This is a genomic window from Sorangium sp. So ce426 (assembly GCF_051475585.1).
Classification (GTDB): Bacteria; Myxococcota_A; Polyangia; order Polyangiales; family Polyangiaceae; genus Sorangium; species Sorangium cellulosum_B.
In genome coordinates, this window is sequence record NZ_CP150341.1 from 7,543,156 (window position 1) to 7,559,641 (window position 16,486).

The following is a 16,486-nucleotide window of genomic DNA, read 5'->3' on the forward strand; positions in this document are numbered from 1 at the left end:
GCCCTGCAGTCCTCGCCTCAGGCGTCCGCGATGGAGACCAGCTCGGGGGACATGCGCTCGAGCGCCGTCAGGCTCCGCCGCTGCCACCCCAGCCTCGCGTCCGTGAGGAACTGCACCTTGCACTTCAGCCCCAGGCCCGCGAGCCCGCAGATGAAGCCGATGAACGCCTTCAGGCAGCTCGAGTTCAAAAAGTAAAGAGACCTTACGTCGAACTCCACGGCGCTCACGGAGAGGCGCACCACCTCCGCCTGGAGGGCCTTGCAGTAGGAGCCGAGCGGCGCGGCCGCCGCCATGTCGCCCGTGCCGGTGAGCTTGACGCTGAGGGTGTCCTCCCTCAGGGTCGGCTCGATCCCGAAGCTGTCCGTGACGACGGACTCAACCCTCAAGCTGCTCATCTCCCCTCCATCTCCCAACCGGCGCGTGCGCGATGATCGTCAGCTCGTTCCCCTCGATCTTGTAGTCCACGTCGAGCCCGCCCTCCGCGCGCACCCGCGCGAGGCCGAGCCCCGACACCCCGTCTACCATCGCCGTCTCATGGATAAGCTCGTCGTAGTGCTTCACCGGATCGCTCGTCGTCTTCAGCTCGAGCAGCCGCCTCTCCACCTCGCGCAGGCGATCGGCAGAGGCCTCGTTCCGCGCGCGGATCTTCAGGATACAGGAGCTCCCGGCCTCCTCCAGCGCGAGCTCCAGGCTGACCTTGGGGCCCGTCGAATACTTGGTGATGTTCTCGGCGAGCTCGTGCGCGGCCATGTAGAACCGCGAGCTCACGTTCGCGTCGTCCAGGATCATCCCGCAGAAACTGGACACGAGCCGCAGCACCGCGGTCGCCAGGCGGTCGCTCGGGAAGAACGTGATGCACAGGAAAAGTGATGCATTCAGGTTCGGTTCGGACGCGGGCACGATTGCCACAGCCTACGTCGTTCCCGCAGCGGAGCCAACGCCTTCTGCTCTCGCGCGAGCGCGGTCGCGAGCGCGCGGGTGAGGGCAGGCCCTACAATACGGCGCGACGGCGGGCTTTGGCTTTGGCTTTGACTTTGACCTGGCGCGTCGACCGCGGCCTCATAGCCGCGGGACGAGCCGCTCGCCCTGGGCCCTCAGGTTCGACACCGCCTCTCCCACGCGCTGGGCGAGCGGCAGCCCCCGGGGCACCACGAGGCCGGTCGCCCCGCCCACGCGGCCGAAGGACCATGAGAGCACCGAGCCGTCGGCGTCCCACGGCGCGAGCCGCTCGCGGCCTTCGGACGGCATGGCGCCGACGATCTCGTGCCGCTCCAGGTCGAGCGCCGCAATCCGGTCCGCCGACGAGAGCAGCAACGTCTTGCCGTCGGGCGCGGCGGCGATGTCCTCCCACTCCGCCCCGCTCACGCCCTCGAGCACCCGCTCCGTGAGGCCGGCGCGGCGGATCACGACGACGCCCGTCGCGTCCGCGAAGGCCGCGTCCCCCGGCAGGGGGCCGTCCGCGATCGCGGTCGCGCGCGGCGTGGCGTACCCGAGGACCCGCACCTCGCCCCGCGCCTCGTCGATGCGCGCCAGCGCGCCCGAGCTGAACGAAAGCCACAGCCCGGGGCCGACGTCGCCGCGCGCGGCGCTCGGGCGCGCCTCGTAGACATAGCCGTCGGTCACCGCGATCGTGCGGGACGACAGGTCGCGGAGCGACGTCGCGACGACGTTTCCGTCGAGCTCCTGCGTGAACAGCGTCCGGCAGGCGGCGTCGACGCCGAGCACGAGCGCCGGCGCCCTGGGCACCACCTCCACCGTCGCGCCGGTCGTCGCGTCGAACAGCGTCCACACCCCCTCGTCCCGCCGGTACGCCATGAGCCGGCCGTCGTCGCAGGCGCGCAAGAGGTGGCCCCGCCGCGCGGCCGTGCGGCGCCGCGAGGCCTCGTCGTACAGGCGCACCTCGCCGCCGAGCTCGAAGGCGACGACGCCCCCGCGCCGCAGCGCGGCCGCGGCCGAGGCGGCCGCGCCGCGCACCTCGGGGCTCCCCTCCGGGTCGAGCCCCTCGAAGCCGAGGAGGCGCTCCGCGGCGGGCGCGCCCGGGCTGAACAGGACGAGATCGCGCGTGAGCACGCGCCGGTCCGGCAGCCGCCACCCGCCGAGGAGCGCGTGCGGGCCGACGTCGCGCTCGGCGATGTCGGCCACCTCGCCGCGCGCGCGCAGCGGCCGCGGCGCGCCCTTGCCCGGGGTCGCCTCGCACGGCGAGCCCTCGGGCGGCGGATCGCCCGCGGCGCGGCCGCCCTTCCGGAGGTAGTGCCAGACGCTGCCGCCGCCGCCGCACACGCCCAGATCGAGCCCGCCCGCGTCCCAGCGCGCCGACGCGGGCGCCGGATCCGTGTCGAGCTCGAAGAGCGGCGCCTCGGGCCGGTCGAGGGCGTAGATCGACGTCCTGCTCTGCTGCACGAGCGCGATCACGGGATCGCGCGGGCTGAAGCGGCCGAGCACGGCGGGCGCGCCCAGGGTGATCTCGGCGCCCGCGCCGCCGCCGGGCCCCCAGAGCAGCGCCCTGCGCCCGAGCACCGCCGCCACGTGCGCGCCGTCGGGCGAGACGCCGAGCACGTTGCCGCGGAACGGGTGCCGATCGACCGCCTCGGCGCCGCCGCCGCGCCGCATGTCCCAGCGCGCGATCCCGCCGTCGGTCGAGCAAGCGAGGACGGGCGCCGCCTCGGCCGCGTGGACGGCGCTGCTGCAGCGCACCGGCGCGACAGCGGCCAGCGCGACGGTGCCGCCCTCCCGCAGCCGGAAGACGCGGACCTCGCCGGTGACCGAGCGGGTCGCGAGCGCCGTGTCGAACGCGAACGGCACGCGCTCCACGTGCGGGGCGTCGTGCGGCCGCAGCGCGAGGACGCGCGGCGATTTGGCGCGCTCGATGCTCTCGGGATCGGCGTCGAGCGCCACGTCGTCGATGACCTCCGGGTCGGGCGGGCGCAGGTCGGCGACGAGCAGCGAGCCCCCGGGGCCGCCGGCGATGACCCACCGATCGTCCCACGGCAGCGCCGGCCCCACCACGCCGTCGACGGTTAGGAAGCGCGCGCGCGGCAGGCCCACCGCGGCCGACGCGAGATCGAGCGGCAGCGCCGCGTCGTCCGCGCGCCGCGCGAGGGCCGCGGCGATCCACGCGGCGCGGTGGTACGGGTCCTCCGTGCGGCGCGCCTTGCCGATGAGCTCGGCGAGCTCGGCGCGCTCCTCGGCCTCGCGCGCCTTGGCCTCGGCCTGCGCCTGGCGCGCCGCGACCCACCGCTCGGCCACGAACCCCGAGGCGACGGTGAGCCCGAGCGCCAGGGCCGCGCCGATGTTCTTGGCGCGCTGGGCGCGGGCGCGCCGGAGGCTCTCCCGCACGAGCGCCTGCTCGCGCCGCGGCAGCCGCGAAGCGAGGGCCGCGCTCTTCTGCACCTGCTCGAGCAGGTCGCGGCGCAGGAGGAGATCGGGGCTCTCGCCGGAGCGATCCCACACGTCGGCGGCCTCGCGGAGCCGCTCGAGCAGGATGAGCCGCTCCATGTGCAGCGCGCGGGTGGCGGCGGCGTGCGGCCAGCTCGAGACGAGCGACTCGTGGGCGAGCTCCACGGACCTGTCGCGGCGGACGAGGAGGCGCGCGCGCTCGAGGGCGCCGAGGACGCGGTCGACATCGTCGGGCGGCGCGGCGACGGCCTCGGCGAGCTCCGCCTCGAGCCAGCGGACGCGCGACCCGTCCATCGCGCCGAGCCGGAGCAGCGCCTCGTCGGCGATCGCGCGGTCCTCCGGGGCGAGGGCGGCGAGGGCGGCGTCGGCGTGCCGCGCGAGGGCGCCGCGCACGCCGCCGAGCTCCTGCCAGGCCTCGCCGCTCAGCGCGCCGCGAAGGGCGCGCGCGCGCTCCCACCACTCGGCGAGGGCGAGCGCGATGAACGAGAGCGCCGCGCCGCCGCGCCGGAGCTCGCGCTGCGCCTCGGCCGCGACCTGGGCGAGCCCGCGCACCTCGGCGCCGGCGAGCTTCGCCGGGCCCGCGACGAGGTCCTTCACGGCGGCGGCGGCGGGCAGCCCCACGTAGCGCAGCGCGGCCCGGAGGCCCTCGCCGGCCGGGGTGGCGAGGAGGGCCGCGGTGCGGTCGTCGGCCTCGTCGAGCACGCCGATGAGCCGGAGGCCTCGCCGCGGCTCGCCGGTCGCGAGCGCGCCCACGAGGGCGGCGAGGCGCCCGTCGCCGAGGGGCGCGATCGGGTCGACGATCAGCGCGACGCCGACGGCGGACGCCATGCAGAACCTGGTGAGGGCGTCGAGGTCCGCAGCCTCGAGCTCCGGCGAGACGGCGGCGAGCGCGCGGGCGAGGGCGCCGTCGGGGTCGTCGCCCGGGGTGAGGCGCGCCTCGATCCAGTCGTCCTTCTGGTCGACGTGGCGGCGCGCGAGGTGGGGCACGAGCCCCGCGGAGGCGAGCGAGCTCTTGCCCGATCCGCGCGGCCCCTGGAGCACGACGCACGGCTCGAACTCGAGCTCGCGCCCGAGGCGCGCGGTGTCGTCGTCGCGCCCGAACAGGAGCCCCTCGTCGGTGGACGAGAGCGCCGCGAGGCCCCTGTAGGGCCGATCGGGGACGCCGTGGGGCCGCTCCCAGACCTCGTCGATCAGCTGCGTCAGCTTCCCTGGCGCGACGCGCCGGTGCGCTGGATCGACGGACAGGAGCCGCTGGAGGAGCGCGACGAGGCCGCGCGGCAGCCGCGCGGGGTCGCGCTCGAGGTCGCGCATGGTGCCGCGCAGGGTCGCGGCGCGGAGCTCGGTCCACCAGGCGGAGACGCTCGCGGGGTCGGAGCAGTCGTCCGGCTCGTCGGGCACGGCGTGCGGGAGGCGCCCGGTGGCGAGCTGCGCGATGCAGACGGCGAGGGCATAGGCGTCGGTGGCGGCGGTGGGCTCGGCCATCTCGAGCACCTCCGGCGCCATGAAGCCCGGCGTTCCGATGACGTTGCGCGCGGCGGCGGGGCTGTCCGCGCCGGCGAAGGCGCGGCGCGTGGAGGCGTAGACGTCGCGCTCGGCGAGGAAGGCCGCCGTGCCGAGGTCGCCGCCGCCGCTGTCATGACCGCCGCCGACGGCGACGGCGGGGGCGCGGGAGACGGGGGCGCCCGCGCGCCGCGAGATGCCGAAGTCGAGGACCTTGAGCGCGCCGTCCTGGGTGAGGAACAGGTTGGCGGGCTTGAGGTCGAGGTGGACGACGCCGCGCGCGTGGATGACGTCGAGCGCGCCGGCGACGTCGCGGGCCCAGGCGACGACGCGGCGCCAGGGGATGCGGCGGCGGAAGCGGATCAGGTCGGCGAGGTTCCGGCCCTCGAGGAGCTCCATCGAGACGAACGGGGTCCTCGGCGCGCCGTGCAGGATGCCGGCGGCGTAGACGGTGACGAGCGACGGGTGGCGGAACGAGGCGAGGAGCTTGGCCTCGTCGGCCCAGTCGGCGGCGTCGGCGAAGTCCGAGACGAGCAGCTTGAGGGCGACCTCGCGGAACGGCGCGCCGTCGGGCAGGAGCTCCTCGGCGCGCCACACGTCGCCGAAGCCGCCGCGGCCGAGGCGGACGCGGAGCCGGTAGCGGCGGTCGAGCACGTCGCCGGGGGCGTGCGCGAGCCCGCCCGCGGGCATGGGCACCGGGCCCGGATCGCGGGAGGAGCTCCCCTCGTCGACGAGCGTGCGGTCCATCGCGAGACGACGGTATCACCGGCGCGGCGAGAGGTGGACGGTCGCGCTCACCGCGGTCCCCGGCGCCGCGGCGGTCCGCCCGGCTGCGCGTGGACATCGGAAGCCCGGCGCGCGACACTGCCGCACATGGGAGAAGCGGCGCCGCGAAGGAAGCTCTCGCCGGAAGAGTACCTCGATCTCGAGCGCGCATCGGAGGCGAGGCACGAGTACGCCGGCGGCGAGCTCTTCGCGATGTCCGGCGGCACGTTCGAGCACAGCGCCATCGCCGCGAACATCGGCCGACTGCTCGGCAACGCGCTGGGCGAGCGCGGAAGCGTGGCGCTCAACTCCGACATGCGCATCAAGATCCCCGCCGCGGATCGCTACGTCTACCCGGACGGCTCGGTCGTCTGCGGCCGCCCCGAGTTCGAGGACGAGCGGCGCGACACCCTCCTGAACCCAGTCCTCGTGATCGAGGTGCTCTCCGACTCGAGCGAGGCGTACGATCGCGGCGACAAGTTCGCGCATTACCAGACCGTGGCGTCGATCCGAGAGGTCGTCCTGGCGTCACAGAAGGCGCCTCGCATCGAGGTGTTCGCGCGCCAGGCCGACGGGAGCTGGGTGCTCCGCGTCTACGGCCCCGGCGCTCGGGCTGCGCTGTCGTCGGTGGGGTGCGAGATCGGCGTGGACGACGTGTATCGGGGCGTGCTCGCGGCCACCAACCTCTGAATCCACGGTTTCAGCGACACCGCATCGAGCCGATCCACCAGCGCTGTAGCGGGGAGTCGCCCCGAGGTCGCGAGAAGCGCTGAGCGCCGCCAGGCTGGACTTCCATGCCTTGCCGCGTATTCTGCCGGCGGGCGGGTCTCTGTCCGACGGGGGACGGCGGGAGCTCGAGCTGATGTGTGGGGGGCGTCACGCTCCTTTGGATGGCTGACGCGGAATACGGGGTCTTGCTGCAATGATCGATCTGTCAGGTCATACGCTGTTCGAGAGGGTATACGAAGGCTCCGAGACCGTGCTGTACCGCGGCCGACGGAACGAGGACGGCGCGCCGGTCGCGGTCAAGATGCCTCGGTCCGAGTTCCCGACCGCCAGGGATCTCGCGCGGCTGCGGCGCGAGTTCGCCATCCTTCGGGACGCGGGCGAGGTGGCCGGCGTCGTCAAGGCGCACGCCATCGAGAAGTGCGGCAGAGGCCTCGCGCTCATCATGGAGGACCTCGGCCCCTCCTCGCTGCACGCCGTCCTGAGGGCGCACAGGCTCGACGTGGGCACGGCGCTCCGCACCGCCATCGCGCTCGCCGGCACCCTCGACACGCTCCACGGACTCCGGATCATTCACAAGGACATCAAGCCGCACAACATCCTGATCGACGAGAAGACGCAGAGCCCGCGGCTCGTCGATTTCGGCATCGCGGCGCGCCTCTCGCGGGAGACCCCCGAGACGCTCCCGCCGGACGCGCTCGAGGGCACCTTGTCGTATATCGCCCCTGAGCAGACTGGCCGCATGAACCGGAGCGTGGATCTGCGCGCCGATCTCTACTCGTTCGGCGTCACGCTCTACGAGATGCTGACAGGGGCCCTCCCCTTCCAGGAGGGCGATCCCACCGCGCTCATCCACAGCCACATGGCGCGCATGCCGACGCCGCCGCACGAGCGCGCGCCGGGGGTGCCCCGCGCGCTGTCGGACGTGATCGTGAAGCTCCTGGCCAAGATGCCGGAGGATCGGTACCAGAGCGCCCGCGGGGTCAAGCTCGACCTGGAAGAGTGCCTCCGGCGGTGGGAGGCGACGGGCCGCGCCGATCCGTTCCCGCTGGGCCAGCACGACCGGCCGCTGGATCTGCGCGTTCCTCAGCGGCTCTATGGCCGGGATCACGAGGTGAACGTGCTCCTGTCCGCCTTTCAGCGGGCTCGCCGGGGCGCGGCCGGGCTGGTGCTCATCTCGGGCTACTCCGGCGTCGGCAAGACCACGCTGGTGAACGAGATCCACAAGCCCATCGCCCGTCACGGGGGGTATTTCGCGAGAGGGAAGTTCGATCCGATCAACCGGGATGTCGCGCTCGCGTCGGTGGCGCAGGCCTTCCGCGAGCTCATCCGGCAGGTGCTGACGGAGTCGGCGGCGGCCGTCGAGGAGTGGAGACGCAAGCTGCTCGCCGCGGTCGGCGCGAACGGGCAGCTCCTCATCGAGCTGATCCCGGAGCTCGAGCTGATCCTCGGGCCTCAGCCGGCCGTGCCGGAGCTCGGGCCGACCGAGGCGAGGAACCGCTTCGATCTGCTGGTGCAGCGCTTCCTGCGGGTCTTCGCTGCGCCGACCCACCCGCTGACCCTCTTCCTCGACGATCTGCAGTGGGCCGATCCGGCGTCGCTCAGGATCCTCGACCGCCTCCTCACGGACGTGGAGGGCAACCACCTCCTGATCATCGGCGCCTATCGGGACAACGAGGTGGACGCCGCCCACCCGCTGCACGCGACGCTGGGTGAGCTTCGCAAGTCGGGCGTGGCCATCGCCGAGCTCACGCTCAAGCCCCTCGACATGCCGACGGTCACGCAGATCGTCGCCGACACGCTGAGCGCGCGGCCGCACGCTGTCGCGCCGCTCGCGACGCTGGTCTTCGAGAAGACCGAGGGCAACCCCTTCTTCCTGGGCCAGCTCCTCGGCGTGCTCCACGACGCGGGGGCGCTGTGGTTCGACGCGCCCACGGAAGCCTGGGCATGGGACGAGGCGCGCGTCCGGGAGGCGGTCGCCGCGGACAACGTGGTCGACCTCATGCTCGACAGGCTGCACCGGCTCCCGCCGGCGACGCAGCGCGCGCTGAAGCTCGCCGCGTGCCTGGGCCACACGTTCGATCTCACCACGCTGGCGGCCGTCCACGAGAAATCGCCCGCCGCGACGGCCGCCGACCTGTGGGACGCGCTGCGCGGGGGCCTGATCGTGCCGCGTGACAGCGCTTATCGCTTCTTCGACGAGAGCGCGGACACCGAGCCCTCGGCCCCCCAGGAGATCAAGGTATCGTACCGGTTCCTGCACGACCGGGTGCGCCACGCGGCCTACTCGCTGGTCGAGCCCTCGCGCAGGGAAGCGCTGCACCTTTCGATCGGCCGGCTGCTCTGGGCGCGGGCCGGCGAGACGCCGCCGGACGAGGACCTGATCGAGATCGTCCGCCACCTGAACCTGGGCGCGCGGGGCATCACCGGCGAGGCCGAGCGGCTGGCCCTGGCCCGGCTCAACCAGCGGGCGGGCAGGGCTGCCAAGCTCAGGACAGCCTATCAGGCGGCCGCAGACCACTTCAGCGCGGGGCTCGAGCTCCTCGGGGACGCGCGCTGGGAGCGCCACGAGGAGCTCTGCTTCGCGCTCAGCCGCGAGAACGCGGAGTGCGTGTACCTGAGCGGCGCGCCCGAGCGGGCCGAGGAGCTCTTCACGTCCCTCATGCCCCGGGCGCGGTCGAACGTGGAGCGGGCGCAGATCTACAGCCTTCGCGTGCTGCTCCACGTGACGCTGGGGAACCTCGCGGACGCGGTGCGCCTGGGCGGCGAGGGCACCGGCGCCCTCGGCTTCACGCTGCCGAGCAGCGAGGCGGAGCTAGAGGCGCGCGTCGGGGCCGAGCTTGCAGAGGTGGACGCGAACCTGGCAGGCCGGCGCATAGAAGACCTGATCGACGCGCCGGTGATGGACAACCCGGAGCAAAGGGCGCTCGTCCAGCTCATCAGCGATATGATGGGGCCGGTCTTCTGCCTGAGGCCGGAGCTTTACCCGCTGTTCGTCCTCAAGCAGGTCAACATCTCCCTGCGGTACGGCCACGCCGACGTGTCCGCCCTCGCGTACACCTCGTACGGGTTCCTGCTCGCGGTCTTGCAGGGGCGGCCCGCGGACGGCCATGCGTTCGGCCGCCTCGCCATCACCTTGAGCGACAGGTTCTCGAACGCCGCTCTGGCCGCCAGGGTGAGCTTCATCTTCGCCACGTATTCCCACCTGTTCCACGACGTGCGCGACGGCATTTCTCGCTTCATGCAGGCGCGGCAAGGGCTGCTGGAATCGGGCGACTTCCCCCACCTCAGCAACTTGTGGAACTGCGTGACAAGCAACATGTTCACCGCGGGCTATCCGCTCGAGGAGCTGCGCGAGGAGGTGGAGCGAGGCCTCGTCGTGTTGCGGCGAACCGCGGATGTCAGCGGCACGGCCGTGATGACGCTCATGAGGCAGGCGATCGCGAGCCTGCAGGGGCGGACGCGGGCCCCCGACAGCCTGAGCGACGACCAGTTCGACGAGGACGAGTTCGTCGCGCGCCTCCAAGAGAGGAACTTGATCACGGGCCTCTTCTTTTACGCGCTGCTCAAGCTGCAGCTCCCCTATCTGTACGGCGATTGCGAGAGGGCCTCGGCGCACGCCGCGGACGCCGAGGCCTACGGCGCCGGCATGCTCGGTTTGTATCAACCGACGAAGCTGCATTTCTACACTTGCATGGCGTTCCTCGGGCTGCCCGCCGCGGCGTCGCCCGAAGAGGCGGAGCGCCGCGCGCAGACCATCGCCCGCCACAAGGAGCGGATCGCGGGCCTCGCGGCGAGCGCCCCCATGAACTTCCAGCACCTGCTGCTGCTCATCCAGGCCGAGGAGGCGCGCGTCGCCGGCGACCAGCTCGAGGCCATGGGCCTTTACGACCGGGCGATCTCCCTGGCCCGGGAGAACGGGTTTCCTCACGACGAGGCGCTCGCGAACGAGCTGTGCGCGAAGCTGCACCTCCACGAGGGCAGGACGAAGGTGGCGCGCGCGTACATGGCGGACGCGTACCTCGGCTACCGGCACTGGGGAGCGACGGCCAAGGCGGACGCGCTCGCGCGCGATCACGCCGCGCTGCTGCCCTCTTCGGGCGACAGCGTGCCGATCTCGTCCATCCCCTCGGCGACGTCGGGCCCGGCGCACGCGGGGACCATCCTCGGCCGGACGACGGTCGGCAACCTGCGGGACGCCGCGCTGATCGTGCGCGCCGTGCAGGGCATCGCCGGCGAGACGGAGCTCGAGCGGGTGATCGAGCGCCTCGTGACGCTCGTGCTCGGGAACTCCGGCGCGCAGCGGGGGGCGCTCGTCCTGGAGCGGGACGGGCGGCTCTTCGTCGAGGCGACCTTCGGGGTCGAGCCCGGGACGCTCGCGCTCGGGCCGAGCGAGCCGCTCGATACGCGCCCCGACCTGCCGCACAAGGTGGCGCTGTTCGTCGCTCGCACCCGCGAGCCGCTGGTCCTCGACGACGCCAGCGCCGACGCCCGGTTCTCCGACGATCCGTGCATCCTCGGGCAGGGCACGCGATCCGTCCTGTGCCTTCCGCTGCTCCACCAGGGCCGCATGAACGGCGTCCTTTATCTGGAGAACAACGCCGCGAGCAGGGCGTTCAACGCGAGCCGCGTCGAGCTGCTCGGCCTGTTGTCGTCCCAGGCCGCGATATCCATTGAAAATGCGCTGCTCCTCTCGGGCATGCGGGAGGTGAAGGAGCAGGTCCAGAACGCCAACCGGCGGCTCGAGGCCGAGGTCGCGCAGCGCACCGAGGAGCTCCAGCGCTCCAACGCCCAGCTCAGCGCGAGCAACGAGCGCCTGAAGATCGAGCTCACGCAGCGCGAGCAGGCGGAGCGGGAGCGGGCCGCGCTGCAGCGGCAGATGTTCGAGGCGCAGCAGACGAGGCTGGCGGAGCTCTCGACGCCGCTCATCCCGATCACCGACCGGATCATGGTGATGCCGCTCATCGGCACCATGGACGCCGCGCGGGCGGCCCAGGTGCTGGAGGTCGCGCTCGACGGCGCCCAGCGCCACCAGGCGCGCGTCGTGATCCTGGACATCACCGGGATGAAGCACATCGATACCCAGATCGCGCAGACGCTCGTGGGGACCGCCAACGCGCTGCGGCTGCTCGGCACGGAGGCCGTGCTCACCGGCACGCGCGCCGAGGTCGCCCAGGCGATGGTGGGCCTGGACATCGAGCTGAAGTCCATCGTCACCATGGGCACCCTTCAGAGCGGTATCGCCTATGCGCTCCGCCGCGCCGGCCAGTCGACCGGGATGAGCGCGCCGCTGCCCTCGGGGCCAGCCCGCGCGCGCCCGCCGGCGAGGTGAGGTCGGGCGGTCACGCTCGAACCGATCGTGGAAGTCGGAGAGCGCCGACGGCGCTCTCGTGCACGCGCAGGCCCGGGACTGCGGCGGCTTTCGGTCGCCTCACGCCTTGATGGCGTCGAGCTCCCCCGGGTTGCTGATGCCAGGCCCGTCGGTGACCTTGCCTGCGCCGTCGGTGGTGAACGACGGCCCGCTGCCACCGAAGCCAACCGCGACCGCATCCGAGACGCCGAAGCGATCGACCGGACGCCAGTCGGGCATCCCGGCGCCGAGCGCGTTGATCAACGTCGTGTAGAGCTTGTTCAGCGGGACGGTTCCGCCCGACGAGCCGGTGTTGCCGCTGTTGTCCTCGCCCTCCGTGCCGCTCGAGCAGGTGGCTTCGCTGTTGCCTGCCTCGAGCTTCCCGCCCGCGACGTTCACCGAGACGCCCTGCTTGAGGTAACCGCCGGCGCCGCCGGCGATCACGATGGGCAGGTTGTTGTTGTTGTGCGCGTTGCCGTCGGCGAGCTCCGGCAGCCACATGACCGCGGAGTTGTCGAGCATGGTGCCGCCCCCCTCCTCGATGCTGTCGATGGTCTTCACCAGCTTGGCGAAGCGCCCCGCATACCAGCGGTCGATCTCGTGGATCTGCTCGATGACGCCGCTCACGCACTGGCCTCCGACGGCGGCGCTCCCGTTCCGGTGCGAGAGCCCGTGATGATCATGGGTGTGCGCGATGCCGTCCCACTTGAACGTCACGAAGCCCGGCCACTGGAGCACGATGGAACGGTTGTTGTCGCACATCATCGTGAGGGCGATGAGGCGGATCATCATCTCGCTGCCCAGGGTGTACACCTTCTCGTTGTTGGGGAAGCCGCCGCCGCGGGCGGGGTATCCCGCCTCGGTGAGGGCGGCGTCCGTGACGCCGAGGGCGGTCGCCGACTCCGCTGTGCAAGCAGAGGGGATGACCCGCTGCTCCGTCTCGCGGAGCAGGGAGAGCCAGTCGTCGATCTTCTTCCGATCGGCGCCGCTCATCTTGCGGGCCTTGTAGGCGTTCAGGTCGCGGCTCACCAGATCGATGATGCTCTCGCCGCGAGCCACGCGATAATCCGCTTCGGTCTCGGAGCCGCTCACGAAGAGCCCGGTCAGGCTGCTGTACACCGTGCGCGCGTTGGTCACGGGCGCGTACGGCGTCTTTGGCGCCGAGTACGACACGATGCCCTTGACGTTCGTGAAGGCATTGCCGACGGAGAGCACGAGCGGGACCTTGTTGGTGCCCGGGTTGAAGCGCTGCGCGATCTCGTGATCGAGCGAGTGCGACAGCGCCCAGTGATCGCCGGCGGGATCGAGGGGCGCGCAGGTCAGCTTGCTGCCCATGCCCTGATCGTGGGGATCGAAATAAGCCGTGCCGTCCACCTTGTTGTTGAAGCCGTTCAGCGGCATCGCGAGCCCGCGCGGGAAGAGCAGCTTCGCCGCGAAGGGCGCGAGCGCGGCGAGGGTCCGGGGCTTCCCGTCCGCCTGCGTCGTCTCCAGGGACGCCGCGGTGACGGCCCCGGCCCCGTTCTCGATCCCCGTCGGGAACCAGCGGTTCGTCAGGCAACCGTTGTTGGTGTAGAAGATCACGAGGCGGCGCGGCGACGGCGCCTCCTGCGCTCGCGCCGAGCGGCCGAGCGAATTCAAGAAGGGGACGGCGAGCGCCGCGCCGCCAATTCCGCGCAGGAACAGTCTTCGGTTCACGGCTCCACCTCCGCCTGCAGGGCACGAACTCGGAACGATTGGCTCTGTGTGAGGTCTGCGATGAGGTCGAGCACCGTGTAGCCGCCCTGGGTGAGCTTGGCGGTCAGCTCGTCCACGGTGCACGAGTCCTCGTTGTTCAGCTCGCGCTGGTAGGCGAACGAGACCCACTTTCGCACGTAGCACGTGTGCGCGGCCGGGGAGCTCGCGATGGCCTCGGAGAGCGCCACCGGGCCGTCGACCGCCACGACGTCCTCGCCCACGCCGACGTCCACCCGCGTGTCGATGGGCGCGCCAGAGAACGATTCGGTCTGCTGGAAGGCGCCCACGGCGTCGTACGCCTCGAGCGCGAAGCCCGCTGGGTTGATGTACGTGTGATGGCAGAACGCGCAGGAGTCTCCCGCCGTCTGCGCGTCGACCCGGGCACGGTTGGTCGTGAGGTTCGCGTCCGTGGGCAGCGGCGTGCCCTCCACCATCGGCGGCGGCGGCGGGATGTCCGCGCAGAGGACCTCCTTCTGCAAGAACGCCCCGCGCAGGATGGGCGACGTCCGGTCGTACCCCGAGTGCGACACAAGGAAGCCCAGGCGGGTGAAGAGGCCAGAGCGCTGCGTCGGGTCGAGCTCGACAGGCACGAGCTCCGCGCCGTTGAACTCTGCAGGATCCAGGTCATAGAGCGGCGCCAGGGAGGCGTTGACGAAGCCCACCGGCGTGGTGACCAGATCCTGGAACGTCCCGGCCTTGTCGAAGACCACGTGCTCGATGAAGCGATCGGTCTCCTCCGACAAGAGCGGGATCATCGACGCGTTGAAGTCCGGGAAGGCGGCCGGATCACGCTGGATGTCCGACCAGCGCGTGCCGGGGCCCATGTGGAGGTAGAGCTCGTGGAAGGCCTTGACCATCCCGCGGCTCTTGGGATCCGCCAGCATTCGCTGTGCCTGCGCGAGGATCTGCTCCGGCGTCTGCAGCGCGTCGGCGTCTGCGGCGGCGAAGAGCTCGTCGTCCGGCATGGTTCCCCAGATCAGGTACGAGAGGCGCGACGCCACCTCGTGGCTGTTCAGCACGAAGTACTCGCCCTCGGGCTTCTCGCTGATCTCTGCGCGCATCAGGAAGGAGGGCGAGAGCAAGAACCCTTCGATGATCAGCTGGGCGCCGTCCTCGAACGAGCCGGTCGGCGTGAGCGCCTGGCGGCGGGCGTAGAGGGCCTGGAAGAGCCCTCGCTCCTCCTCGGTGAGCGGTCGCCGGAAGGCGCGCCGTCCCAGCGTATCGATGAGCTGGTTCGCGCACGCGGTGCCGTCGCCTGCTGGCGTGCACGGGATGGTCTTGGCGCGCGCCCTCGCGTCTGCCATCACCGCCGCCGCCACCGTCGCCGCGGCGGTCTTGTACCCGTCCCACGCGCGCTGATCGACGCTCCCGACCCCGTCCGGAGCGAGCATCGACGACGGCTGGTTCTCGATGCCGACCAGATCGCGAATCGTGTTGTCGTATTGCGTCCTCGTCAGGCGCGGCAGCGCCGACGTTTGCGGGACGCCCGGCACGCATACCGTCGGCTCGACGCCAGGGCCGCCCCCTCCGGCGCCGCTTCCGCTGCCAGACCCGCTGCCAGGCCCGTTGCCAGACCCGCTCCCAGGCCCGTCGCCAGACCCGCTCCCAGGCCCGTCGCCAGAGCCGCTGCTCGCCTCAGGGTCGTCGCCGCCTATCATCGCGGTGCAACCGCCCATGGCTGCATAACTCGCCGTGAGCAGCACAGGAACGATGAACCGTCTCGCCCACGTGTTCATAGAACTCACCTCGTCCGAGGGGCTCGCACATCGGGCATAGCCCAGACATCAGGATGCCTTGTCGCGGGTCGCAGATCACGAGTTTTCTCGTATTTTCGTCTTGGCGCAAGTTTGCTTTCGCCCGGCAAATCCGCTGGTTTACAAGGCGCTGGGGCGAGGCGCGTGAGTAAAATTTCGGCTTCTCTTGTGATACAGCAATTATTGCGTGAGAGTGGCATATCATTGTGAACGCTCACATGGACATCGACGTACAGCGGACAGCGCCACGCGACCCAATGCGCTCTTCGCGCGAACCGGACCACGCCTGCGCAGGAGCGGCCGGACACGCTCTCGGCGCGTGAGCTGCCCCGCGCCGACGTTGCCCGACGCGGCATCTTTCCCTGTCCACGAAACTCATCAAGATCCGTTCACGATGCTAGATGGATCGCGCATCACGAAGAAGTCGGAATGGGCATGTCGGCGCGCCGAGATCAAGGCGCAGGTCGAGGAGTACGAGTCCGGACCGAAGCCCGCGGTGTCCAAGGATGACGTGACGGGGGAGCTTTCGGGGGAACGAGCTGACGGTCGGCGTCAACGAGGGCTCGAAGAGCGTCTCCTTCTCCGTCGACATCAACCGGCCTGCCGGGGCGCCCTCCGCTCCGATTCCGCTCCTCATCAGTCTCCATGGCTTTGGCAGCCTGACCCTGGACGCGAGCGTGTTCAGCCAGAGCGGCGTCGCGACGGCCATCTTCAACAACAACGACATGGGCGCCCAGGGCGGCGGCGGCACGCGTGGGACGGGGATCTTCTATGACCTCTACGGCGAGGACCACCCGGCCAGCTCGATGATCGCGTGGGCCTGGGGCATCAGCCGGATCATCGACGCGCTGGAGAAGACCCCGGCGGCCAACATCGATCCGAGGCGCATCGCCGTGACGGGTTGTTCGCGGGATGGAAAGGGGGCTCTCACGGCGGGAGCGTTCGACGAGCGCATCGTGCTGACGATCCCGCAGGAGTCGGGCGCCGGCGGCTCGGCGAGCTGGCGCGTCTCACTGGCGGGGAAGGACGCCGGGGAGAACGTGCAGACCCTCTCCCATGCGACCGGTGAGCAGCCGTGGTTCCGGGAGAGCTTCGGCGCGAACTTCGGCAACAAGGTGACGACGCTCCAGTGACCCCAGAGCTCACCCGTCAGGGCCACGGGGCCAGCTCGGGACGCCGCGGTAGGTATCTGAGACGGGTTTCTTCCAATGACGGCGCGAATCGCCGTCGGACGGAGATCAATGCCCGACCGAAAGCTGCT

General features: G+C 71.5%; 8 protein-coding genes. 3 read left to right on the top strand and 5 right to left on the bottom strand.

Annotated elements, in window-relative coordinates; all coding sequences use genetic code 11:
- Positions 1–17 precede the first annotated feature (17 nt).
- From WMF44_RS28040 to WMF44_RS28050, 3 genes are all read right to left on the bottom strand, one after another.
- A complete protein-coding gene (locus WMF44_RS28040) occupies positions 18–395 on the bottom strand; it encodes a hypothetical protein (RefSeq protein ID WP_437293110.1) in 378 nt (125 codons plus the stop codon).
- Positions 376–909: a hypothetical protein gene (locus tag WMF44_RS28045; protein ID WP_437293111.1), complete on the bottom strand. Its 534-nt coding sequence runs from the start codon at positions 907–909 to the stop codon at positions 376–378. Before WMF44_RS28045 ends, WMF44_RS28040 begins: the two co-directional genes overlap by 20 nt.
- Positions 910–1,059: 150 nt before the next feature.
- Entirely contained in the window at positions 1,060–5,643 is a 4,584-nt protein-coding gene (locus WMF44_RS28050; RefSeq protein WP_437293112.1) for an nSTAND1 domain-containing NTPase, read from the bottom strand.
- A gap of 126 nt (positions 5,644–5,769) precedes the next feature.
- Between WMF44_RS28050 and WMF44_RS28055 the strand changes: the two genes are divergently transcribed.
- Both WMF44_RS28055 and WMF44_RS28060 read left to right on the top strand, forming a co-directional pair.
- A complete protein-coding gene (locus tag WMF44_RS28055) occupies positions 5,770–6,351 on the top strand; it encodes a Uma2 family endonuclease (RefSeq protein ID WP_437293113.1) in 582 nt (193 codons plus the stop codon).
- A gap of 232 nt (positions 6,352–6,583) precedes the next feature.
- Positions 6,584–11,719 carry an AAA family ATPase gene (locus WMF44_RS28060; RefSeq protein ID WP_437293114.1) on the top strand — a complete coding sequence of 1,712 codons (5,136 nt, stop codon included), beginning with the start codon at positions 6,584–6,586 and terminating at the stop codon, positions 11,717–11,719.
- Positions 11,720–11,818: 99 nt separating this feature from the next.
- Here the strand turns inward: WMF44_RS28060 and WMF44_RS28065 are convergent, their stop codons facing one another.
- The gene (locus WMF44_RS28065) at positions 11,819–13,432 is read right to left on the bottom strand and encodes a DUF1552 domain-containing protein (protein ID WP_437293115.1); all 1,614 of its coding nucleotides are present in this window, start codon (positions 13,430–13,432) and stop codon (positions 11,819–11,821) included.
- On the bottom strand, positions 13,429–15,207 hold the full coding sequence (locus tag WMF44_RS28070) for a DUF1592 domain-containing protein (protein WP_437293116.1): 1,779 nt from the start codon (positions 15,205–15,207) through the stop codon (positions 13,429–13,431). The genes WMF44_RS28065 and WMF44_RS28070 overlap by 4 nt, the downstream gene beginning before the upstream one ends.
- Before the next feature lie 557 nt (positions 15,208–15,764).
- Here WMF44_RS28070 and WMF44_RS28075 point away from each other — a divergent pair.
- Complete coding sequence (locus WMF44_RS28075; RefSeq protein WP_437301622.1) at positions 15,765–16,358, top strand: glucuronyl esterase domain-containing protein; 594 nt, start codon at positions 15,765–15,767, stop codon at positions 16,356–16,358.
- The last annotated feature ends 128 nt before the right edge of the window (positions 16,359–16,486 follow it).